The organism is Arthrobacter sp. CAN_C5, from assembly GCF_017875735.1.
Lineage (GTDB): Bacteria > Actinomycetota > Actinomycetes > Actinomycetales > Micrococcaceae > Arthrobacter_D.
Genome location: NZ_JAGGMZ010000001.1, coordinates 1451050 through 1474418, shown reverse-complemented (window position 1 = coordinate 1474418; position 23369 = coordinate 1451050). Strand labels below are relative to the sequence as shown.

The following is a 23369-nucleotide window of genomic DNA, read 5'->3' as shown; positions in this document are numbered from 1 at the left end:
GTTCCGGGGGCAGTTGTGACCCCAGCGGGATTCGAACCCGCGTTACCGCCGTGAGAGGGCAGCGTACTAGGCCGCTATACGATGGGGCCAGTACTGTGTGCTGTCTGGTTGGACCAAACGAGCTAGATAATTGTTTCACATCTGCTAGTTGCTACCAAATCTGTCGGCTCACATCCGGACCGAAGTCCTTCAACCAAACCGCCTGATCAAGGCTGCATCTAACGCTGGGGTACCAGGACTCGAACCTAGAATGTTGGTACCAGAAACCAGTGTGTTGCCAATTACACCATACCCCAATGGCACATCCCGAAGCGCTCTGTAAAGAGCTTCCGGGCCGCTTCAAACCGCTCTGCGCCGAGAGATCACTTTACCGGACATTCGGCAGGAACTGCAAAACGCCCGCCAGGGAGGTGATCCGATGGCCCCGGAAGTCCGCCGGTCCGGCGTTGCGTCGATCCAGCCACACCCCGATCAGTCCGGCTGCGTCGGCACCCTCGGCATCGATGATTCGGTTGTCCCCCACATAGAGGGTGCACGCCGGATCGGTGCCGAGCAGCCGCGCGCCCTCACGGTAGATGGCGGGGTCCGGTTTCGCCGCTGAGACCGTGTCGATTCCGACGAGCACGCCAAACCGGGAGAGTCCTGAGCGGTCGAGTTTGGCACGCTGATAATCATGCACATTGTTGCTCACGGCCCCGTAGGGCACCCCTGCGGCATCGAGCGCGTCGAGCAGGGGCACGACGTCGTCGTACGGCGCGAAATGCAACGGCAGGGTCGCCTCGTAGGCCGTGTTCCAACGGTGGGCGGCCTCACCCTCAAGCGGTTCCTCGACGAAGGCGGCCTGGGCGTGTCCGGCCCGGTGCAGCCTTTGCTCGGTGAACGTCAGCTCCCCCGCCAGGAACCGGTCATAGGAACCCAGCGGATCATGAACGTACAACCGCTTGTACTCGGTCCAGTCGGCTTCGCTGAGGTGCGCCAGGGTATCGGCGCCCACATGATGCAGGGTCCGGCCCATCGCTGTCTCCAGGTCAACCAGGGTGTCGTCGATGTCGAACAGGACCCCGGCGATTTCCGGTAGCGCACCCACGGTCAGCTGGCCGTGCTGCGGAAAGCGCTGATCCTCGCCAGCGAGGACTCCTTCCCCAGAATCACCATCGACTCGAACAAGGGTGGGGAGATCCTCTTCCCTGAGACGGCGGTGCGGACGGGGCCGAATGCAAGGCGGGGTTTCATTCCCAGGTCCTCGACGAGTGCTTTGCGGAGGGCGTCCTGGATGTTCTCGGTGGTCCACTCGGCGATCGGCAGCAAGGCTGCGTGCGCGGCGTCGAGGACCTCGCCGAGGTTGGCGGGCAGACCTTTCCGGGCGTCGTCGGCGATCTCGATGCCGGCGTCGTCGGTGAACAGGAACCCGAGCATATCGGGGGCTTCACCGAGCAGCGTGATGCGCTCCTGGATCAGCGGAGCGGCCTCGGTGAGGATCTGCGCTTCACGCTCGCTCAGGCTGGTTCCCACCAGGCCTGCGCTCTGCAGGTAGGGAATGACCCGCTCGCGGAAGTCCTCCGGCTCGAGCAACCGCACGTGCGTGCCGTTGATTGCCTCGGCCTTTTTCAGGTCGAAACGGGCCGGGTTGCCCAGCACATCGTGGATGTCGAATTTCTCCACGAGGGTGTCCACGGTGAAGATGTCTTCGTCGGCTGAAAGGCTCCAGCCCAGCAGCGACAGGTAATTGAGGAGGCCCTCGGGGACGAACCCGCGTTCCCGGTGGAGGAAGAGGTTGGACTCCGGATCACGCTTGGAGAGCTTCTTGTTTCCCTGGCCCATCACGTAGGGCAGGTGGCCGAACAGTGGCATGTACCTGGCCACCCCAATGTCGATCAGTGCCCGGTAGAGCGCGATCTGGCGCGGCGTGGAGGACAACAGGTCCTCACCGCGGAGCACGTGGGTGATCCCCATCAGGGCGTCGTCGACCGGGTTGACCAGCGTGTAGAGCGGTGCGCCGTTGGCGCGGACCACCGCGAAGTCGGGAATGCTCCCGGCCCGGAAGGTGATCTCGCCGCGCACCAGGTCGGTGAAGGTGATGTCGTCGTCGGGCATCCGGAGCCGCAGCACTGCCGCGCGTCCCTCGCTGCGGAAGGTCTCCCGCTGGTCCTCGGTGAGGTCCCGGTCGTGGTTGTCGTACCCCAGTTTGATGTCCCGGCCGGCGGCACGGTGACGCTCCTCGACCTCCTCGGGGGTGGAAAACGACTCGTAGAGGTGGCCGGCAGCGCGGAGCTTCGCGATGACGTCCTGGTAGAGCTCTCCGCGCTGCGACTGGCGGTAGGGCGCGTGGGGGCCTCCCACTTCCACTCCCTCGTCCCAGCCGATGCCGAGCCAGATGAGGGCATCGAGCAGCTGGCGATAGCTTTCCTCGCTGTCGCGGGCCGCGTCGGTGTCCTCGATCCTGAAGACCATGGTGCCGCCGGTGTGGCGCGCATAGGCCCAGTTGAACAGGGCGGTCCGGATCAGGCCGACGTGCGGCGTCCCGGTGGGAGAGGGACAGAACCTCACCCGGACGGGGGTCTCGGCGGTGACAAGGGGTATCTCAGCAGAAATAGTCATGATGGCCCCAAGTCTACGGGGCGAGGGCCCCGACCCCGAGCGAAGCGAGGGCTTGGGAGCCCCGGAGACGCTACGGGGCTTTGGTCCCCGACCCGCAGCAGAGGCAGACGAGCGGAGCTACCCGGCGAAGTGCCACCAGGCGCCGAAAATCAGCCCCGCGACCACCACTCCGACGGCAAGCTGCGCCACGAGGGCGGTCTTCGGGCGGAAGTAGCGCACCGGCAGCACCGCCGCAGCGCCAAAGCCCAGCGCCGCGAGAAGTGACACCCAGAGCTGGTCGGCCCCACCCAGGGAGGCGGCCCGTGCCAGCACCAGCGGCAGCGCAACCGCAGCAATGGCAATCAACCGGCCGAGCCGTCGTCGTTCAGCGCCCGGGTTGCCCTTTCGTACCGGTCCGCTGGGCACCCTGCGCATGATTAGCGGCGCGCAGGGTTGGACAGCCGCCCGATGCCTTCAATTTCCACTTCGTAGCGTTGGCCCTCGCTGATCAGCCCAACGCCGGCCGGCGTGCCGGTGAGGATGAGGTCTCCCGGAAGCAGCGTGAACGCCTGCGACACGTACGAGACGAGTTCCCTCACTCCCCAAATCATCTGGCTGGTGGACCCGTCCTGCTTCAATTCATCATCCAGCCGGCCCTTGACGCTGAGATTCTCGGTGTCGAGCTCCGTTTCGATCCACGGCCCCACGGGGCAGGAGGTATCGAATCCTTTGGCCCGGGCCCACTGGTTATCGGTTTTTTGGGCGTCCCTGGCGGTGAGGTCATTCGCGCAGGTGTAGCCGAAGACCACCTCGTCCACGCGGTCCAGCGGAACGTCCTTGCAGATCCGGCCGATGACGACGGCGAGCTCGGACTCAAAGGAAATCTCGTCGGAGAACGCGGGAAGAACAATCGGATCGCCAGGACCGATGACTGAAGTGTTGGGCTTGAAGAACATCAGTGGTGCCGGAGGCACCTCATTGCCAAGTTCCTTGGCATGCTCGGCGTAGTTCCGCCCGATACCGACGACCTTACTCCGGGGAATGACCGGCGCGAGCAGCCTGACATCGGCTAGCTGATGGCGGACACCGGTCAATTGCACCCCTGAGTAGAAGGGGTCGCCAGCCATAACGGCTATCTCTTCCTGGCCTTCCTCGCCCTCTACCACTCCGAATGCTGGGTCACTGTCAACGACAAATCGAGCTATACGCATGATCCTCAGGTTACCGTGACCTGCGAACTTACGCGGTAATTTCGAAGGATCCGGTAATTGGGCGATCTATTTGGTCCCGAACATGCAGATGGTCGTGAACCTGTCCCCAGCGGGCAAGTTCACGACCATCAGCAAACATTCAGCACGAATAAGTGCTGAATGAGATTGGTTAGTGACTAGTGTGGCCAGTTACCCATTTTGAGGATTCGGTCAACGGTCGGGCTTTGAAACCCGATTGACGCGTCGGCCGCGGTGGCGGTGGTAACCCCACCGATTGCGAATACTGCAGCGAGCAGCATAGAGGCAGCTATTTTTTTCATTACGAGAGTCCTTTGATCGCTTGATAAACGTGAGGAACCGAACCTCACGAGTTCGATTAGTATACGAACTAAACTGGAAAAACCATACGGTAGGAAGAATGAACATTCAGGAACCCCTGTGCGAAGACCCCCTGTACTAGGTGCTGGTTTCTGTAGATAATTGGCAGAACCTGGCGAGCACTGCCCGAGGTCCACATCCATCTGCATGAAAGGGCTACCACCCATGGCAACAAATCAGCCCGGTGACCAGCTACTGTTTGAGCTGCGGGCAAGGGAGGCATGGAGCCAACGCGACTACACCCAGGGACGAATAATTTCTGGGCAGGCAGTTGAGCTCGCGCTTGCTGAAGAGAACGACGCCGCGTGGTGGAATATGACTTTTCTGCAAGCTGAGTGCCTGCGGGAGGAAGGCTTGGTCGAGGAATCGGTCAAGCTTGCTCATTCTCTGAAAGTTCACCCCTTGACCAAGCACTCTCCTGCACTCGCTGCACGCGTTCGGACACTGCTATCCGTAGGACTTCATGGACTTGGTCAGCTCCGCGACGCCGTCGAAGAAGCTTCGGCTGCGGTGAAAATCGCGAATACCGATGGAAGCCCCACTGACCTGAATATCAGCGGACAACTTGCTCTCATTGCGGCCCTGGCAGACAGCGACAAATTAGACGAAGCCTGGGATGAGTGCCTCGTCCTTTCGACCTTCATCACGCCCGAGGTTCACACACAGGCCGCCGGTAAAGCGTACTGGGCAATAGGAAACGTTGCCTTCATGCGTCATGAGGTAGCTGATGGAACCAGATTCCATTCCCTTGCGGCGCGCAATCTGTCGCCCAACAATGATCTGGATTTATGGGCCCGGTTCAACCGTGCATCAGCGGCGCTCCGGCTGGCCGCAGGTGTTGTCGACGCCGAGACCCTCGAGTGCATCGAACGAGCAGAGACCGCGAGTTCGATTGTCGGAGGCAACGAGCGCGACCAGCTGGAGCTTTCACTGACCCGCGCCCACTGGCTGGTCCTCACCGGCCAGCTCAACGCCGCGGTGAAACGGCTCAGGCCTATCTGCGCTGAGGGAACGATTCTCGCCTCGCAAACCGCTGGTGAAGCGAATCTTCTCCTGGGGCGGGCACTAGCGGGCCGAGGGGACGACATCGAAGCACTGAACTACCTTGATACGTCCAGGATCCTTTTCGTTCAAGCTGGAGCGCACGACCGTGCTGAGCATGTGGCCGTCCTTATCGACTCGCTAACACAGCCCGAGGAAGATGCTTCCTAGTCGTCGTTCTCCAGATCCTCAAGGAGTTTGACGACGTCGTCGTTGCTGAGCCGGTTCCACGGCGATCCGGCCGATCCCTGAAGTGCGGCCTCGGGGCTGTCCCCCTGGCTCCACCATTTGGCGACGAACACGTGGTCATCGAGCCGGATCCGGTCGCCGCTCTCGTAGACCTCTTCGGGATCCCACTCGTCGATGACTCCAGCGGGAATGGTGGGCGCGCTGACTGGTTTCTCGCCCGGCAGCACCGGCCCGATCAGGGTCCACGGCGTCTCGTCGGCCTGCAGTACCGGGTTGTCGGGAGTTGCCTCCTCGTTCCACCATTTGGCGACATAGACGTTGCCATGCCAGACCACACGCTGCTCAGCAACGTAGGTGGCGTCCTCCGACCAGATGGGGTACGGGCTGGTTTCGGGGTTGTCCTCGACCAGCTCGGGGGTGGGCTCGGGCGTCGCTGACGCCGTCGGGATGCTCTCGGAGCTGCCCTCAAACCCCTGCCCCAGAAGCTGGGCAAAGCTCAGCCCGTTCTGGTCAATTCCGCTGCAGCCCACGGAGACTACCGACACATCGGCGTAGTTGTCACTGCAGGTGACATCCCGGTTCAGTGACCACATGGACATCCGACCGACTCCGTGCTCGACGGCGAAGGCGTTGAGGCCCGCGGCGTCGTCCAGGGAGAAGACCTCGCTGACGACGTCGTTCTGCCCCACCATCGGGGTCAACCCCAGTTTCGTCCAGAGCGCCTGCGGACCAAGCGCCATGTTGGCCCGGCTGTAAAGAGTGGACAGCTGCGAATGGGTGGCCTCTGCTGCGGCGATCGACGCGTCCAACATGCTCATCGACTGGGGCTTGCTACCCCCAAAGTCCATGGTCATGATGTTGACTCCCGCAAGATCAACCCCACCCTCAAGCATCTGCGTGACGGCTGTGGTGCCCGGCTCGGTCAGGCCCGAGGGCGCCACCGGGAGCGTGAGCCAGATGTTCAACGGTTCGTCAGCTGCCAGCCGCTCTTCCTGCAGCAGCGACAGGGCCTCGGCCCTGCGCTCGCCGGCCTCGGTGTCCAGGAGGTTCTCGCCCTCGACGTCCAGATCGATGGTGGTGAGGTTGTACCGCTCCACGACCGAGGCGTAGGCATCCTTCAAGTCGTCAACGTCAGCGCAGGACGTGGCGAGCTCGTCGTTGAGGAGACCTCCAAAGGACACAGCCACCTCGCCACCGCCCTGAACGAGCCTGGCGATCCGGCGATCCAGATCCATGGTGGACTCGGCTTCGTCAAAGCTGTAGGCCGCACCCCAGGACGGCTCGCAGGGATTCTCCGGGTCCGCGACGATGAAGGACAGCATGACGCTGCTGCCCTCGTCGGTCCTCGGACGCTCGAACGCGTAGAACGGAGTAGCGGTGGCGTCGACGTACCCGGTGAACCAGGATCCGGTGCCTTCCGCTGCCCTGGCGTCCTCGAAACGGTTCCACCCGGTAAATGAAGCGCCGACTACTGCGGCAAGAACCCCCACCACAAGAACGAGCCGGACAAACGAGAGTTTCCGGCCCGGAAAATGTCTTGCCACTGTGTACTCCAAGAAATATTCACCCCTGCTGAGCCAGGGTTACTTGAACACTAAACTTTAATGTTACGTACTCACTATAAGTCTTGACCGCAAGTGTTATCGTTACAGCGTCATCGAACCGCTGTAACGGTCATGTGCCAGGTCTCAGTGTTGGACGTGATCGCAGATAAAATCCATCCCCCACGGTGGTACGGCGCGTGCCGGCTGCGCAGGGATAGGCAGGAATTAATCCTGCAATCGAGTCGCTGGGGAGCGAGATGAAGAATCACAAAGTGGCTGCAGCGCCCGTCCGGAAAAACAAGGATGTACCCCCGGCGGCCCGCAAGCGGCAATGGGGCGCCGAGAAGCGCTCCGAACCTCTATCGATTGTCCACCCGACGCCGTCGCGCCGGAAGATTGCTCTTGGCCGGCTGGCTATCGTGGCGACCATGGTCGGCTGGGCCTCCTACGTGGTCACCACGATCCTTCGGCAGCTTATCGAGAACCCGACTGCGGGTTTCCGGTTCCAGTTCGAGGCTGTCTCCTACCTCATTGTGGTCACGTTCCTCACCTTCTCGGCGCTGCTGTATCTGGTGGCGCGGCAGGGCGCCCTGTACCGCTTCAGGGACCACAAACGGGTACCCCGTGGTGAGCTGGACCGGCACTTCGCGCACTATGAAGACGGCATCACCGTCCTGGTGCCCTCCTACGCCGAGGAGCCCCAGGTGGTTCGTGCCACCCTCTGGTCGGCAGCCCTTCAGGAGTTCCCGGACTTGAAAGTGGTTCTCCTCCTCGATGACCCTCCCGCGCCTTCCGACGCGGCAGTAGCCGAGAGGCTCCGGATTACCCGGGAACTGACGGAGGGCATCGAAGCACAGCTGCTCGAACCCTCCACCCGGTTCAACGACTCCCTCACCGCCTTCCGCGAACGTCTCACGGCACCCATCGAAGACGGCATCGACGAGCTGGAACTGCTCACCACCGAATACGTCGCCGCCGCAACCTGGCTCGAGGACATGGCCGCCGCGGAAAGCATCGAGGATCACGTGGACGAGTTCTTCGTTGACCTGGTGCTGATGGGATTGGCCCGGGAGCTCCGGCTCACAGTGCTGGGCCTCACCGCGGCCCGCGCCCAGGGCCGACAACCGGCCGCGGACCGCCTGGACGAGCTGTACCTGCGGCTCTGCCGCATCTTCACGGTGCGGCTGGAAACGTTCGAGCGCAAGATGTTCGCTTCCCTGTCACACGAAGCCAACAAGGCGATGAACCTGAACTCTTACATTTCCCTGATGGGGAAGCGCTGGCACCGGGAAGAATCCCCCAACGGCACCATCCTGCGTCCCGCCGAGGGTCCAGCCCAGGTGGACCTCGATGTGCCCGACACCACCTACTTGCTTACGCTCGACGCCGATTCGCTCCTGCTCCGCGACTACTGCCTTCGCCTGGTCTACCTTCTGGAATCCCCCGGCAATGAACGGGTGGCGGTCACCCAGACGCCGTACTCCTCCTTCCGTGGGGCACCCACCCGGATTGAGCGGGTGGCCGGAGCCACGACCGACATCCAGCACATTCTGCACCAGGGCATGTCCTATTACGGGGCCACCTTCTGGGTGGGCGCCAACGCGGTCATCCGCAAAGAGGCCCTGATGGACATCCTCGAGGTCGAGGATGTTGGTGGGTTCGAGATCCACACCTACATCCAGGACCGGACGGTCATCGAGGACACCGAGTCGAGCGTGGACCTCGGAGCCCACGGGTGGACGCTGGTCAACTATCCCGAGCGGCTCAGCTACAGCGCCACTCCCCCTGACTTCGGATCCCTCGTGGTGCAGCGCCGCCGGTGGGCCAACGGTGGCCTGCTGATCCTGCCGAAGCTGTGGAACCAGCTGTCCGAGCGACGCCACCGCCGGGACCGGATCCTGATGCGGGAAGTGCTGCTCCGGGTCAACTACATGGCCTCGATCGCCTGGGCGAGCTTCGGGCTGCTCTTCCTGCTGATGTACCCGTATGACAGCCGGCTCCTGAGTCCGCTGGTCTTCCTGACGGCGCTGCCCTACTTCCTGGCCATGGGAAGCGACCTGAGGGACTGCGGACACCGGTTCAGCGACATTTTCAGGATCTACGGGTTCAACATCGTGCTGCTACCGGTGAACCTGGCGGGCGTGCTGAAATCCATCCAGCAGGCCTTCACCGGCGAGAAGATTCCCTTCGTGCGTACCCCCAAGGTCAAGGACCGGACGGCGGCACCAGCCCTGTACGTCTTTATCCCGTATGCGATTGTCGCCTTCTCGGTCCTGACCCTGTGGCGCGATGTCTCTCAGGGAAACTGGGGTAACGCCGCGTTCGCAGGATTCAATGCAATACTGGCGGCGGGGGCAATCCGCGCCTACATTGGGGTTAACAATTCAATTGTGGACATGGTTCTTGGAGTCCTAAACTGGCTCTACGTGCCGCCCCGCAAGAAGCCTGAAGCAAAGTCGCGGGTGATTGAGAAAACCCCCGAAGAAGCTGACTGGTCATCGATCCTGTACCACGGTGACCGTCGGCTCAACCGTGATCTCCGGGGCTCCAACGACCGTCGTCGCAGGATCTCCTCGCGGTAGGGATGGGTTTGCCAACAACCGGGCAGAGACGCAGTCGGAGTGAAAGGCACCATGTCGGCTATAACTACACAAGATGATCGCGTGCGGGAGGATCAGCCGGATTGGGTAATCAGGCTGGTCATGCCCCAGGGCGTGGAGGTCACCGGTGAAATTGCTGAGGCACACGCGGCGAGGGCGAGGGCCCTGGCTGGAGACGATCTGCGCCCGGTCCTGCTGGTAATTTCGGGCGTCAGCGCGATCAGCCGTGAAGCCCGCGCCGTCCTCGCCTCCTCACGCACCTCCTCGGCGATCGCCGTCCTGGGCGAGTCCCCGGTGGACCGCGTGATCGCGAACTTTTTGCTCGGTGGCGAACCGCCGCCGTGCCCCACCCGGTTCTTCACCACCGAGTCCGAGGCAATGGCCTGGTTGGGAAGCGGCCCGGATGCCTAGGAAAGAGGCAGACCCGCGCCTGGCCATGCTGGTCGACGGGATCGTCCGGCTCTCCCGCGGTGACCTCAGCAGCCGGATGGAACCCTCAGCGGCACGCGACGACGTCGACGCCGTCATCACCGGCTTCAACCTCCTCGCTGAAGAGCTGGAACTGGTCCACCGCGACTTCGAAGAGCGGGTGGAAAACCGCACAGCGATGCTCCACCAGGCACACCTGGACATGCGGACGATGGCCATGACCGACGCACTGACCGGTCTGGACAACCGGAGCGCACTACTGGGCAAACTTCAGGAACAGCTGGAAACGGAAGAGGGCACTCCCCCGCCCGCCATCATCCTGCTGGACCTCGATTCCTTCAAGGACGTCAACGACAGTTTCGGGCACGACGCCGGCGACCGCGTGCTCCAGGAGGTAGCCCGCCGCCTGCTCGGGGCGGTCCGCGACACCGATACCGTCGCGCGGCTCGGCGGCGACGAGTTCGCAATCCTGGTTCCCGAGGCCACCCTTGAGATCGCGCTCCGGATCGCCAACCGGGCGCTCGCCGCCCTGGGAGACCGGATCACGCTCGCCGAGCTTCACGTCTTCTCCCGCGCCAGCATCGGTGTGCGGTTGGCCGATCCGCGCCAGGAAGCCGAAAGCATCCTGCTGGACGCCGATACCGCCATGTACGCCGCCAAACGCGAGGGCCGCAGCACCATCAAGGTCTTCGAACCGGTCATGCTGTACCAGCGCCAGCTGCGGAGCCAGATCGCGTCCGAGCTCCGGGACGCCATCTCCACGAACCAGCTCTCCCTCAACTACCAGCCCGTGGTGGACCTGCGCGACGGGCGGGTCCTCGGGCTTGAGGTGCTGGTCCGCTGGAATCACCCCACCCGGGGTTTCATCATGCCCGACGAGTTCATCCCACTGGCCGAGGAGATCGGTGCAGTGGTTGAGCTCGACCGATGGGTAATGGCGGCAGCCATCCGCCAATATTCGCTGTGGCGAACTGAACTGCAGCTCGACGACGACTTCCAGCTTCGGCTTAACCTCTCGGCCGTGGAACTGCAGCAGCTGGACCTGGTGGACTACGTGCGTGGACTCCTGCGAAGGTTCGATATCCCGCCGGCGGCGCTGGTGCTGGAAATCACCGAAACCGCGCTGGTGACCGGTGGCGAGGTGGAAACCTATTCGCTGCTGAGCCTGAAGCAGCTGGGCGTGTGCATCGAGATCGACGATTTCGGCACCGGGTACTCCTCCATCAGCTACCTGCGAAAGCTACCCGTCAGCATGGTGAAGGTGGACCGGTCCCTACTCAATGAACTGTCGACCGGATCCATCCAGTTCGACTTCATTTCTGCAATCCTCCAGCTGATTCGCGCAGCGGGGCTGGAGGCCGTCTTCGAAGGCATCGAAACGTACGACCAGGTGCAGAAGCTGCAGGAGATGGGCTGCATCGGCGGCCAGGGCTACTACTTCAGCCGGCCCTTGCCGGTCGAGGAAACCACGGCCCTGCTGCGTTCCGCGGCCACCCTGCCCCTCGCCTCTTAAAGACCGGCGCGCCCACAGATTTCTGCAGGCGCGTCGGTCATCGAAAGTTGACGCCTGATCAGACCAGGCGGGTCAGCCAACCGTGGGTGTCCTCCGAGGTGCCGGTCTGGATGCCGAGCAGCTGTTCGCGGATGGACATGGTGACCTCGCCCGCCTTGGAATCGGGGGCGCCGATGACCTCGGAGCCATCCTTCAGCTGACCGATCGGGGTAATGACCGCGGCGGTGCCGCAGGCGAATACCTCGGTGATGTCGCCGGAGGCCACCCCGTCACGCCACTCGTCGAGGGTGATCTTCCGTTCGGTGACTGTCAGGCCCCGGTCCTTGCCCAGCTGAATCACCGATGAGCGGGTAACGCCCTCCAGGATGGTGCCGGAGAGGGCGGGGGTCACCAGTGACCCGTCCTTGAAGACGAAGAAGACGTTCATTCCGCCGAGTTCCTCGACGGCGTTGTCGTTGAACTGGTCGAGGAAGAGGACCTGCTTGCAGCCCTGTGCCTCGGCCTCCAGCTGCGCGGCGAGGGAAGCGGCATAGTTGCCTCCACATTTTGCGTTGCCGGTACCCCCACGCCCGGCGCGGGCGTAGTTGCGGGATACCCAGATGTCCACGGGTGCCAGTTCCCCACCGAAGTAGTTACCTGCTGGCGATGCGATGACCCTGAAGGACACTTCGCGGGCCGGGCGCACACCGAGGAACGCCTCGGTGGCGATCATGAACGGCCGCAGGTAGAGGCTTTCGCCCTCGCGGGTGGGGATCCAGTTCTGGTCCGCGGCCACCAACTGGCGGAGAGACTCCAGGAAAATGGCCTCGGGCAGCTGCGGCAACGCGAGGCGTGCCGCTGAACGGTTCAGGCGGGCGGCGTTCTGATCGGCACGGAACGTCCACACCGAGCCGTCCTCGTGACGGTAGGCCTTCATGCCCTCGAAGATTTCCTGGCCGTAGTGCAGTACTGCTGCAGCCGGGTCGAGCGCGATGGGTCCGTAGGCTTCGAGGCGGGCGTTGCCCCACCCGCCGGCACCGGTGTTGTCAGCCTTGTAGTCGACCACAACGGTGTGATCAGTGAAGTGGTTTCCGAACCCTGGCTCGGCGAGAATCTCGGCGCGTTCCTGATCGGAGGTGGGGTTGGCGGAGGGGTGCTGGCTAAATTCCAGGTCGGTGGCTGTCATGGTTAACCAGCTTAGGACACCAAGGCGGCGATCGCATCGCCGATTTGGGCTGTAGTCCGGCCCCCACCGGTGCGGGAGGCGACGTCGTCGTCCACGGCACGCTCCACCCGGGCTGCTGCGTCGTCGAACCCAAGGTGATGCAGCAGCAAGGCAACGGAGAGGATGGCAGCCGTCGGGTCGGCCACCTGCTTCCCGGCGATGTCGGGGGCTGACCCATGGACCGGCTCGAACATGGAGGGTGCGGTGCGGTCCATGTTGATGTTGCCCGACGCCGCGAGGCCAATCCCGCCCGTGACCGCCGCGGCGAGGTCGGTGATGATATCGCCGAACAGGTTATCGGTGACGATGACGTCGAACCGGGCAGGATCAGTGACCAGGAAGATCATCGCGGCGTCCACATGGAGGTAGTCGTGGGTGACCTCGGGGAACTCGGCGGCGACGGCCTCGACCGTCCGCTTCCAGAGGTGACCCGCGTAGACCAGTACATTGTGTTTGTGGACCAGCGTGAGGTGCCGGCGCGGCCGGTCGTTGGCCCGCCGGAAAGCGTCACGAACCACCCGCTCCACACCGTGCGCCGTGTTCAGGGAAACCTCGGTGGCAATCTCGTGGACAGTACCCGTGCGCAGCGATCCGCCGTTGCCGACGTAGGGCCCCTCGGTGCCTTCGCGGACCACAATGAAGTCGATGTCCCCGGGGGCTGCCAGCGGACTCGCGATGCCGGGATACAGCCGGGAGGGTCGCAGGTTCACGAAGTGGTCCAGCGCGAACCGGAGCTTCAGCAACATTTCCCGCTCGATCAGCCCCGAGGGGATGCGCGTGTCTCCCGGAGCTGCGCCGACGGCCCCGAAGAGGATCGCGTCATGCTGCCTGAGCTTTTCGAGGGTCTCTTCGGGAAGGGTCTCTCCGGTGGCCAGCCAGTGCTCCGCTCCGAGCTGGTATTCGGTCAGGGCGAAGGAGGTGTCAAGGTTGGCGGTGACGCTGCGAAGCACCTTCACCGCCTCGGCGATGACCTCCGGTCCGATTCCGTCCCCGGGGATGACTGCCAGCTGGATTGGTGAAGAGAATTCGCTCATAGGAACAGGCTATGGATTGAGACCACATGATGGACAACGTGTCTCACTTTTTGAGACGACGCCAACATGGGGTGGTCTGCATCCGACCCGGATCTCCACCCGCGGGTTGATGTTCCTGCCGCTTTCCGGCCCTAGAGTGGGGTTTCATGGACCTCCATCATCGCCTCGCACGATTGCTGCGTGCCCACCCGGGCCGCGTGGACTTCGTGATCATGGTGGTGCTGTTTCTGCTGCTGGTGACCCCCACGGCCCTCTCGGGTGTCGGCCCCCTTGAACTGCTGGCGGCCGTCGGGCTGATTCTTCCGCTCGCCTGGCGGCGATCACGGACCGTTCTCGCTGCGGGACTGATCGCAACCGTCTCCGTCCTACAAATCATTTTCTATGTGTGGCCGTTACCCGGCCAGGTGGCGGTGCTGATTGCCCTGTATGCCCTGGCTGCGTATGCGCCCCGGTGGGCCAGTCTTGGCGGGCTTGCGGTCGCTTCGGTTGGGTGTTTCGCCGGCCTGCTGAGGTACAGCCGCGAATATGGCATCAGTCCGCTCGAGATGCGGGACGCCTCGCTGCCGTTGTTCGTTGTCATCGCTGTCCTGGTTCAGGCTCTGATCCTGTTGTGCTGGACGTTTGGCGACCTGGCCCGCAACCGTCGGCTCACCCTCCAGGCCCTTGAAGACCGGACCCGGCGCCTGGAGGTGGAACGCCAACAGGAAAGGGATCTCGCAGCCGCTGACGAACGCAGCCACATCGCCCGGGAAATGCACGACATCGTGGCCCACTCCCTGTCGGTCATCATCACCCAGGCCGACGGCGCCAGGTACGCGAGCGCCCACGACGCCGCGGTGGCTCCCGCGACGCTCGGCACGATCGCTGAAACCGGCAGGGCATCGCTGCGCGAAATGCGCCGCCTGCTGGGCGTCCTGCGCGGGGATGAGGAAGCCTCCACCCGTCCGCTCCCGGTACTCGCCGACATCCCCACGCTGATTGAGACCGTTCAGCACGCCGGGCTCAGCACCGGCTACACGGTCAAGGGCACCGGCCGCCGGGAGCTTCCCGCCGGTGCCGAGCTCACCGCCTACCGGGTGGTGCAGGAATCCCTCACCAACGTGCTGAAGCATGCTGGCCCGGACGCCTGCGCCGTCGTCGAGCTGGTATGGACGCCCCGCGGCCTGAGCCTGACCATCGACGACGACGGCCGCGGCGCTGGTGCCGACCCCTCCTCCACCGGGGCGGAGCAGGGCATCAAGGGGATGCGCGAGAGACTCAGACTTTACGATGGGGACCTGGCCGCCGCAGCGCAAGCCGGCGGCGGGTACCGCATTACAGCATTCATCCCCTACACGGAAGCCTGACAGTGCCCATCAACCCCGCGCCCATCAACCCCGCTCCCGAAAGCCCCACCATCCGGGTGGCCCTCGTGGATGATCAGCGGCTGGTTCGCAGCGGCTTCACCATGCTGATCAACTCCCAGCCCGATCTGCACGTGGTGTGCGAGGCGGGCAACGGCGCCGAGGCTGTCGCCGCGTTGCAGGCGACCCGTGCCGACGTCGTACTGATGGACGTCAGGATGCCGGGAATGGACGGCATCGAAGCAACCCGACGCATCCTCGCGCAGGCATCCGCCGCGCCCGGACCCGGGGAAGGCAGCGGCCCGAAGATCGTGGTGCTGACCACCTTTGATCTGGATGAATATGCGCTGGCGGCCATCCAGGCCGGCGCCAGCGGGTTTCTGCTCAAGGACGCACCACCAGAGGAACTGCTTGAGGCCATCCGCACCGTGTATCGGGGGGACGCCGTCATCGCGCCGTCCACCACCCGGAGGTTGCTGGACCATGTCGCCCCGATGCTGCGCCGTTCCTCCCCCGCGACGGGGGCGAATGCCGACGCGGTGAAGTCGTTGACCGCGCGGGAGCGGGAAGTCTTTGAACTGATCGCCCGGGGACTGTCCAACCCGGAGATTGCGGGCAGCCTCTACCTTTCGGAAGCGACAGTGAAGACCCATGTGGGCCATATCCTTGCGAAGCTCCACGCCAGGGACCGAGTGCAGGCGGTCCTGATTGCCTACGAAACGTCAGTGGTGCAGCCCTAGCCCTGGTCCAGCCAGCCCTGGTTTAGCTAGCCCCGATCTAGCAGCGCTCCCCCGCCGCTCCCGCTGCCTCATCCCGCGGGATGAGAAGGCCCCGCGGGAAGACCGGCCCGTAGGCTGATCCGCTGCGGAGCCCGCCTCCCTAGCGTTGAAGCATGAGAACTTCTGCAAACACTGCCGACCATTTGTCGACGTCGTCCGCCATCCCTGAACCCTCCGGAACGGGACCCGCGGCGTCCGCCGACTCACTCTCCAAGACCTACGGGCGCGCGGATACCCGAGTGCGCGCGCTGAAGGAGGTCAGCGTCACCTTCGAGCGGGCCACGTTCACCGCCATCATGGGCCCGTCCGGATCGGGCAAATCCACCCTGATGCATTGCCTGGCAGGCCTGGACACCGCCGACTCCGGCCGCGTCTGGATCGGCGGGACCGAGATCACCGGATTATCGGACAATGAGCTGACCCGACTGCGGCGCGACCGGATCGGTTTCGTCTTCCAGGCCTACAACCTGATTCCCACACTCACCGCCGAGCAGAACATCACCCTGCCGGTGGCGCTCGCCGGCGGTACTGTCGACGCCGACTGGCTGTCACAGATCTGCACCACCCTCGGTCTGGCGGACCGGCTCACCCACCGGCCACATGAGCTTTCCGGTGGCCAGCAGCAGCGCGTGGCTGTGGCCCGTGCGCTGCTGACCCGCCCAGATGTCCTCTTCGGTGATGAGCCCACCGGTAACCTCGACTCGCGCTCCGGCGCGGAGGTGCTTTCCCTGCTGCGGCGCAGTACCCGGGAAATGGGTCAGAGCATCATCATGGTGACCCACGACCCCGTCGCCGCGTCCTATGCGGACCGTATCCTGTTGATGAACGACGGCGAACTGGTGGGCCAGCTGGACCGCAGCACACCTGACGTCATCTCCAAGGCTCTCGCCGGACTGGGGGCGTAAGCCGTGCTGCAGGTTGCACTCGCCCAGGTCCGGGCGTACGGCCGACGCTTCATCGCGGTGGGGCTGGCCGTCATGCTCGGCGTCGGATTCCTCTCAGCGACCCTGATGGTCTCAGGAACCACCCAGGCGTCCCTTCAGCAAAGCCTCGGCGCCACCTACGCCAAAGCCGACCTGGTGGTCTCCCTCGGGGAGGGTGCCGGATCGGCGGTGGAAACCGAGCAACTCCTCTCAGGTATCGACGGCGTATCAGCCGTACATGCCGCACAACGAACCATCTCTACCCTGAGTCTCCCGACGGGGCCGGCGGACGTCTTTGTCCTGAGCACCGCCCCCGATGAGCTTCAGTCCTCGACCCTCGCTGACGGTCGCCTACCAGTCGATGGCACTGGAATCACCATCGACAAGACGGCGGCTTCCCAACTGGGACTGGGCGTCGGTGACAGCTTCGCGCTGGAGCAGACCCAGTATTCCCCCGACGGCGAGCCGCTGCCCCCGAAGAGCCTGACTGTCACGCTGACGGGGATCACCGAGAATTCTGCCGATCCCTATCTCGCCGGGTTGCCGCAGGTGTACGCCGCACCGGACCTGGTGGAATCACTCAGCATCTTCTCCCCCGGTGAGGCTCCGCCCCAGGCCACCACTGCCCAGCTGGCCCTCGACGGATCAGCCACCGTGGCGGACGTCCGCACAGCTACGGCGTCAGCCCTTTCGGCATCGGGAGTGTCCGCCGAGGTCCGCACCAGCGCCGAACAGGTGACGGCCGACGTCGCGGCCCTCTCGGGAGGCACCGACCAGCTGACAGTCATCCTGCTGGCGTTCGCCGTCGTCGCCATCCTGGTCACCGTGCTGGTCATCGCCAACACCTTCTCGGTGCTCGTGGCCCAGCGGACCCGTGACCTGGCGTTGCTGCGCTGCATCGGTGCATCCCGGGCACAGATTCGTCGCTCGGTCCTGATCGAGGCGGGCATTGTGGGCCTGGTGTCGTCAGTCCTCGGCGTGCTGTTGGCCGCTGGCGTGATGTGGGCACTGGTCAGTCTTGCCGCCGCGCAGGATGGCACCGAGTTCGCCACCCTGGCCATTCCACCGTCGTCGGTCCTGGCCGGGCTCATCGTCGGCGTCGTGATGACTTTGGTGGCCGCGTTTGTGCCGGCCCGTGCTGCCACCGCCGTCGCACCGCTCGAGGCGCTGCGACCGGCTGAGGATGCCACGACTGAAACCCGCAGGGGCAAGGCGCGGCTGTTCCTCGGACTGGTGCTGGTTCTGCTGGGGGCGGGGCTGCTCGGGGTGGGTGCTGCCTCGTCGGCGCTGCTGGTCGCGCTGCCGGGTGGAGTGCTGTCCTTCGTGGGCGTGCTCCTGTGCGCGTCACTGTTCCTCCCCGCGCTGGTGACCGCCGTCGGGAAGCTTGCCACCCCCTTGGGTGTGCCGGGACGGCTCGCCGCGATCAACGCAGTCCGCAATCCCGCCAGAACCACTGCCACTGCCAGCGCACTGCTGGTGGGAGTCACCCTGGTCACCATGATGATGGCCGGCGCCCAAACCTCGCGGACAGCGTTCGAAGCCGAGCTGGGAGCCAACTATCCGGTGGACCTGGCGGTGCAGGAGGTCGGAAGCGCAGCCGCGGCTGACGCGGCTGTGACGACGGTTGAACGTCTGGACGGTGTTGATGCAGCGCTGGCCCTGTCAGTCGGCGCTGTCTCCGACGACGCAACCGGTGCCATGCCAGTCTACGCGATCTCACCCGACGAGGCCGAGGCGGTCCTGCGCAGTGAGGACCCCGGGTTGGTCGACGACGTGGTGTTTATGCCCCAGGACTCCGGGCTCACCGAGGTGACCCTGATGGGTGCGGACGGTCCGGTGACCCTGCCGGTTCAGGAGGTGCAGACCCAGATTTTCGTACCAACGATCACCGCTGCCACAGCTGCGGAGCTGGGGACGGCGCCCCTGCCGGGTGTCGCAGCACTCGGCGACGGGACTGGGATCCTGTGGCTGAAGCTCGATGATTCGCTCGACGCTGCGGGGGTGACCGGGCTTCGGTCAGACATTGTCGAGGCGCTCGGCGTCTCGGAGTACCAGGTCAACGGCGCAGCCATTGAACGGGTGTCCTTCAACCAGATCATCGACGTCATCCTGCTGGTGGTGACGGCTCTCCTCGCCGTCGCCGTGCTCATTGCGTTGATCGGTGTGGCCAATACGCTCTCCCTGTCGGTGCTTGAACGGACCCGGGAGTCGTCCCTGCTGCGGGCCCTCGGGCTCACCCGGGCGCAACTGCGCGGGATGCTCGCCGTGGAGGCGGTGCTCATTGCCGGCGTCGCCGCCGCCTTCGGGTGCCTGCTGGGCGTGGTGTACGGGTGGCTTGGCGTGCAGTCGGCCCTGGGAGCGATCGCGCCGGTCACCCCATCAATCCCCTGGCTCCAGTTGCTGGGTGTGCTCGCGGTGGCTGTTATCGCCGCCCTGTTGGCGTCGGTGCTGCCGGCCCGACGTGCGGCCCGGCTGTCGCCGGTGGAGGGGCTCGCCACGGCGTAACCTAGCGACCACAATCGACGCGGAACCTGCGAAGATGGAATTTTCCAACTCGCAGGTTCCGCTCGAAAGGTTTATCAATGGAACATCCACCGACGCCGCGCAGCAACTCAAACCCGACGGATTCCAGCAGACTTTCGGCGTACCTGGATGACCACCTGGTGGCCGCCGCGTCGGGAGTAAAACTCTTCTCCACCGCCCAGGAGGCGTGGCGCGGCACCAAGCACGAGCAAACCTTCGCAACACTCACCGAGGAGATCGCCGCCGACCGGAAAGAACTGGCTCAGATCATCAGTTCCCTCGGCTACACCCCGAGCAAGGTCAAAATGGTCATTGCCCAGATCGGCGCGCAGCTCAGCAAGGTCAACCCGCTCAACCTCCGCCGTTCAGACAAGGGCAGCGGTGCCCAGCTGGAACTGGAGGCCCTGCAAAGCGCGGTCCGTGGCAAGGAATGCATGTGGGAGACCCTTAACGCACTAACCGAGGCAGGGTCGACCGCGCTGGACTCCGAACAGCTCCGGCGCCTCACCGACCGGGCCCGCAAACAGCAGGAGCAGTTGACGCACATCATGCGTCAGACAGCACCCGAGCGGTTCCTCTCGGGCGACCACTAGCACCGGGCGGACCGCTAGCCCTCGGCTGGCTCTTCGTACTTCGGGAAGATGGGCGACGGCGCCGGCAGTGCCGTCCCAGCGACCAGCGGAGTCTCGATGGCGCTGAACTGCCGCTCGACGTCGTCGGGCCCGGTGCCCTGCCCCAGCGCGGTGAGCAGCCGTCCGGCGCCCTCAGGCATCACCGGCTGCGCCAGGATCGAGACGATCCGGAGCACCTCCAGCGTCACGTACAGCACCGTGTTCATGCGCTCGGTATCGGTTTTCCGGAGCACCCAGGGCTGCTGGTCGGCGAAGTAGGCGTTGGTGTCGCCCAGTACGCCCCAGATGAGTTCGAGTGCCCGGGAGAACTCCTGGCGGTCAAACGCGGCCCGGGACGCCTCAAGGAGTCCGTTGGCCTGCGCCAGGATGGCCTCGTCGGCTGGCGCGAGCGACGACGGCGCTGGCACCTGCGCGTCACAGTTCTTGGCCACCATTGACAGCGACCGCTGGGCGAGGTTGCCCAGGTTGTTGGCTAGGTCGGAGTTCATCCGGCCCACGATTGCCTCGTGGCTGTAGGATCCGTCGGCTCCGAACGGCACTTCGCGCAGCAGGAAGAACCGGATCTGGTCGAGGCCGTACTGGTTCACCCAGTCCTTGGGCGCCACCGTGTTGCCCAACGACTTGGACATCTTGACGCCCTTGTTGAACAGGAAACCGTGAATCATGATCCGCTGTGGCAGTTCGAGTCCGGCTGACATCAGGAACGCGGGCCAGTAGATGGCGTGGAACCGTGAGATGTCCTTGCCGATGACATGGACGTCGGCTGGCCAGAACTTTTTGAAGCGCTCCGACTGAACATCGGGGAAGCCGACGCCGGTGAGGTAGTTGGTGAGGGCATCCACCCACACATACATCACGTGGTCCTTGTTGCCGGGGACGGGCACTCCCCAGTCGAAGGTGGTCCGGCTGATCGACAGGTCCTCGAGGCCGCGCTTGACGAAGCTGATCACCTCGTTGAACCGTGACTGGGGCGCGCCAAACTCGGGCTGGTCGGAGTACAGGGCGAGGAGTTTGTCCTGGTAGGCGGAGAGCCGGAAGAAGTAGCTCTCCTCCTCGGTCCAGGTCACCTCGGTGTCAGTCTCCGTGGCGTAGCGGATGCCGTCCTCGCGGACGTCGGTGTCGTCCTCGCTGTGGAACGCCTCGTCCCGCACCGAGTACCAGCCGGCGTACTTATCCAGGTAGATGTCGCCACGGGCTTCCATCAGCTTCCAGATGGCGGAGGCAGCCTCGTAGTGGTCCGCGTCTGTGGTGCGGATGAACCGGTTGTAGGAGCTGCCGACGTCGTCGTTCATGGCCTGGAACGCCTGCGCGTTGCGGGTGGCCAGGTCGCGGACGGGGATGCCCTCCTTGTCGGCGGTCTGCTGCATCTTCAGTCCGTGCTCGTCCGTTCCGGTCAGGAACATGACGTCGTAGCCATCGAGCCGCTTGAACCGGGCCAGCGCGTCGGTGGCGATCGCCTCATAGGCATGGCCGATGTGCGGGGTCCCGTTGGGGTACGAGATGGCTGTGGTGAGGTAATACGCGGGCAGCTGCTCTGTGGATGTCACCTAAAGAAATTACCCTGTTTCCGGCCCGCTTGTCGCTTCGTGACCGGGCCGCCCACCGGTAGCGTCCCTGGCCTGGCCCCTGCCCAGGGGCCAGCGCAACGACAAGGGCCTCCCACCGCTGTCGCGGCGAGAGGCCCTGAAACACCTGGGTGGTTAGCTCTGCAGGTCCACTTCGCGGGCCACCGTGGCGCCGATCGCTTCCTTCACGGCGTCTAGGACCTCCTGCGGCACCGAACTGTCGACCGTCAACAGGGACAGGGCCTGGCCGCCCTCGGTGTTGCGGGCCACCTGCATTCCCGCGATGTTGATGTCCCGCTCGCCGAGCAACCGGCCCAGCGTGCCAATGACACCGGGACGGTCCTGGTACAGCAGCACCAGCAGGTGTTCGCTGATCGGGATCTCGAGGTCATACCCGTTGACGCCTACCAGCTTTTCGATCTGCTTCGGCCCGGTCAGGGTACCGGCGACGGAGATCTGCGATCCGTCCGAGAGCGCGCCGCGGATGGTGAGCACATTGCGGTACTCCTCCGATTCGGGGGTGGTGACCAGCCGGGTGTTGATGCCGCGCTGTTCGGCGAGGACCGGTGCGTTCACGTAGGACACCTGCTCGGAGACAATGTCGGTGAAGACCCCCTTGAGAGCGGCAAGCTCCAGCGCCTTCACGTCGAGGGACGCGATCTCGCCAGCCACTTCCACCTCGATCTGGGTCAGTGAATCGTGGGTCAGCGCGGTGAAGATCCGACCCAGCTTCTCGATCAGCGGGATGCCGGGGCGCACCTGGGGATCGATGACGCCGCCAGCGACGTTGACGGCGTCGGGCACCAGCTCACCGGCGAGGGCAAGGCGCACCGATTTGGCGACGGATACGCCTGCCTTTTCCTGGGCCTCATCGGTTGAAGCCCCGAGGTGGGGGGTGACCACCACGTTGTCGAGGGTGAAGAACGGGAGATCGGTGCTGGGCTCGGTGACGAACACGTCGACGCCGGCGCCCGCGATCTCGTTCGCCTGGAGGGCTGCGAACAGCGCCGCCTCATCGACCAGTCCCCCGCGTGCCACGTTGACCACGTAGGCAGAGGGTTTCATCTTCCTGAAGGCCGCCTCGCCGAGCATGCCGAGCGTTTCGGGGGTCTTGGGCATGTGGATGGTGATGAAGTCAGACTGTTCGAGCAGTTCATCAAGGGTGACCAGCTGGACTCCCAGCTGGGCGGCGCGTGCCGAGGTGATGTACGGGTCGTAGGCGAGGATTTCGGTGTCGAAGCCCTGCAGGCGGGCGGCGACGAGGGCTCCGATCCGGCCGAGGCCGATGATGCCGACCTTCTTTTCGTACAGTTCGATGCCCGAGTACTTGGAACGCTTCCATTCGCCGCCCTTGAGTGCGGCGCTGGCCTGCGGGATGTGGCGGGCGAGGCTGAGGATGTGGCCGACGGTCAGTTCGGCGGCCGAGATGATGTTGGAGGTCGGAGCATTGACCACCATGACGCCAGCCTGGGTGGCGGCCTTAATGTCCACGTTGTCCAGGCCCACGCCGGCGCGGGCAATGACCTTCAGCTGCGGTGCGGCGGCGATCGCCTCGGCGTCGACCTGGGTGGCGGAACGCACCAGGATGGCGTCGACGTCGGCAATCGCGGCGAGCAGCTGGCCACGGTCCGAGCCGTCGGTCTGCCGGATCTCAAAATCGGGGCCGAGGGCCTCGATTGTGGCAGGAGAAAGCTCCTCGGCGAGGAGAACTACGGGTTTGCTGGTCACGGGTGTGATCCTTCGCTGCTGTGCTGTGTGTGAATGAGGGAATTCGTGGCGGTGTGGCAAGTCTAAATGGGCGCTGCCTCTGGGCCGCTTTTGTTACCGGCTCGGCCCGGACAGCACTCGGCCAGGACGCGTGAGCGCCCTGGCCGAGTGCTGATG

At 64.4% G+C, this 23369-nt stretch carries 18 protein-coding genes and 2 tRNA genes; 9 read left to right on the top strand and 11 right to left on the bottom strand.

All coding sequences use genetic code 11. The features are described from left to right. Window positions 1-16 precede the first annotated feature (16 nt). The 6 genes from H4V95_RS06975 to H4V95_RS06950 form a co-directional block, all read right to left on the bottom strand. Window positions 17-89: transfer RNA gene (locus H4V95_RS06975), tRNA-Glu, on the bottom strand. A gap of 135 nt (window positions 90-224) precedes the next feature. Then, window positions 225-296: transfer RNA gene (locus tag H4V95_RS06970), tRNA-Gln, on the bottom strand. A 71-nt stretch (window positions 297-367) separates the two neighbouring features. After that, on the bottom strand, window positions 368-1087 hold the full coding sequence (locus H4V95_RS06965) for an HAD family hydrolase (protein ID WP_196865862.1): 720 nt from the start codon (window positions 1085-1087) through the stop codon (window positions 368-370). Between the two features lie 2 nt (window positions 1088-1089). Beyond that, complete coding sequence (gene gltX, locus H4V95_RS06960; RefSeq protein ID WP_209729538.1) at window positions 1090-2598, bottom strand: glutamate--tRNA ligase; 1509 nt, start codon at window positions 2596-2598, stop codon at window positions 1090-1092. A 117-nt stretch (window positions 2599-2715) separates the two neighbouring features. Continuing rightward, complete coding sequence (locus H4V95_RS06955) at window positions 2716-3003, bottom strand: hypothetical protein (RefSeq protein ID WP_196865860.1); 288 nt, start codon at window positions 3001-3003, stop codon at window positions 2716-2718. A gap of 11 nt (window positions 3004-3014) precedes the next feature. Next, window positions 3015-3788: a fumarylacetoacetate hydrolase family protein gene (locus tag H4V95_RS06950; RefSeq protein ID WP_209729536.1), complete on the bottom strand. Its 774-nt coding sequence runs from the start codon at window positions 3786-3788 to the stop codon at window positions 3015-3017. A gap of 543 nt (window positions 3789-4331) precedes the next feature. Here H4V95_RS06950 and H4V95_RS06945 point away from each other — a divergent pair. Next, on the top strand, window positions 4332-5378 hold the full coding sequence (locus tag H4V95_RS06945; RefSeq protein ID WP_209729534.1) for a hypothetical protein: 1047 nt from the start codon (window positions 4332-4334) through the stop codon (window positions 5376-5378). Here the strand turns inward: H4V95_RS06945 and H4V95_RS06940 are convergent. After that, window positions 5375-6940: a glycosyl hydrolase family 18 gene (locus H4V95_RS06940; protein ID WP_196865857.1), complete on the bottom strand. Its 1566-nt coding sequence runs from the start codon at window positions 6938-6940 to the stop codon at window positions 5375-5377. The two genes, H4V95_RS06945 and H4V95_RS06940, sit on opposite strands and share 4 nt — an antisense overlap. 257 nt (window positions 6941-7197) lie before the next feature. Between H4V95_RS06940 and H4V95_RS06935 the strand changes: the two genes are divergently transcribed. The 3 genes from H4V95_RS06935 to H4V95_RS06925 all read left to right on the top strand — a co-directional run bounded on the left by H4V95_RS06935 (window position 7198) and on the right by H4V95_RS06925 (window position 11482). Beyond that, the gene (locus H4V95_RS06935; RefSeq protein WP_196865856.1) at window positions 7198-9522 is read left to right on the top strand and encodes a glycosyltransferase family 2 protein; all 2325 of its coding nucleotides are present in this window, start codon (window positions 7198-7200) and stop codon (window positions 9520-9522) included. 81 nt (window positions 9523-9603) lie between these two features. Then, window positions 9604-9951: an STAS/SEC14 domain-containing protein gene (locus tag H4V95_RS06930; protein ID WP_196865855.1), complete on the top strand. Its 348-nt coding sequence runs from the start codon at window positions 9604-9606 to the stop codon at window positions 9949-9951. Next, entirely contained in the window at window positions 9944-11482 is a 1539-nt protein-coding gene (locus H4V95_RS06925; RefSeq protein WP_209729532.1) for a bifunctional diguanylate cyclase/phosphodiesterase, read from the top strand. The genes H4V95_RS06930 and H4V95_RS06925 overlap by 8 nt, the downstream gene beginning before the upstream one ends. A gap of 58 nt (window positions 11483-11540) precedes the next feature. Here H4V95_RS06925 and H4V95_RS06920 read toward each other — a convergent pair whose 3' ends face one another. Together H4V95_RS06920 and H4V95_RS06915 are read right to left on the bottom strand one after the other, a co-directional pair. Further along, window positions 11541-12647: a branched-chain amino acid aminotransferase gene (locus tag H4V95_RS06920; RefSeq protein WP_196865853.1), complete on the bottom strand. Its 1107-nt coding sequence runs from the start codon at window positions 12645-12647 to the stop codon at window positions 11541-11543. Window positions 12648-12658: 11 nt separating this feature from the next. Further along, window positions 12659-13720 carry a 3-isopropylmalate dehydrogenase gene (locus H4V95_RS06915; RefSeq protein WP_209729530.1) on the bottom strand — a complete coding sequence of 354 codons (1062 nt, stop codon included), beginning with the start codon at window positions 13718-13720 and terminating at the stop codon, window positions 12659-12661. A gap of 146 nt (window positions 13721-13866) precedes the next feature. On the opposite strand from H4V95_RS06915, the gene H4V95_RS06910 reads away from it, so the two are divergent. The 5 genes from H4V95_RS06910 to H4V95_RS06890 all read left to right on the top strand — a co-directional run bounded on the left by H4V95_RS06910 (window position 13867) and on the right by H4V95_RS06890 (window position 19881). Beyond that, on the top strand, window positions 13867-15066 hold the full coding sequence (locus H4V95_RS06910; protein WP_196865851.1) for a sensor histidine kinase: 1200 nt from the start codon (window positions 13867-13869) through the stop codon (window positions 15064-15066). 2 nt (window positions 15067-15068) lie between these two features. Next, the gene (locus H4V95_RS06905) at window positions 15069-15803 is read left to right on the top strand and encodes a response regulator (RefSeq protein WP_395939821.1); all 735 of its coding nucleotides are present in this window, start codon (window positions 15069-15071) and stop codon (window positions 15801-15803) included. A 152-nt stretch (window positions 15804-15955) separates the two neighbouring features. Further along, a complete protein-coding gene (locus tag H4V95_RS06900; RefSeq protein ID WP_209729529.1) occupies window positions 15956-16747 on the top strand; it encodes an ABC transporter ATP-binding protein in 792 nt (263 codons plus the stop codon). Window positions 16748-16750: 3 nt separating this feature from the next. Continuing rightward, window positions 16751-19270: an FtsX-like permease family protein gene (locus H4V95_RS06895; protein ID WP_209729527.1), complete on the top strand. Its 2520-nt coding sequence runs from the start codon at window positions 16751-16753 to the stop codon at window positions 19268-19270. A gap of 77 nt (window positions 19271-19347) precedes the next feature. Beyond that, window positions 19348-19881 carry a hypothetical protein gene (locus H4V95_RS06890; protein ID WP_209729525.1) on the top strand — a complete coding sequence of 178 codons (534 nt, stop codon included), beginning with the start codon at window positions 19348-19350 and terminating at the stop codon, window positions 19879-19881. Window positions 19882-19895: 14 nt separating this feature from the next. Here the strand turns inward: H4V95_RS06890 and metG are convergent, their stop codons facing one another. Together metG and serA are read right to left on the bottom strand one after the other, a co-directional pair. Next, a complete protein-coding gene (gene metG, locus H4V95_RS06885; protein ID WP_209729523.1) occupies window positions 19896-21467 on the bottom strand; it encodes a methionine--tRNA ligase in 1572 nt (523 codons plus the stop codon). Window positions 21468-21620: 153 nt separating this feature from the next. Beyond that, window positions 21621-23213: a phosphoglycerate dehydrogenase gene (gene serA, locus H4V95_RS06880; RefSeq protein ID WP_209729521.1), complete on the bottom strand. Its 1593-nt coding sequence runs from the start codon at window positions 23211-23213 to the stop codon at window positions 21621-21623. Between the last annotated feature and the right edge of the window lie 156 nt (window positions 23214-23369).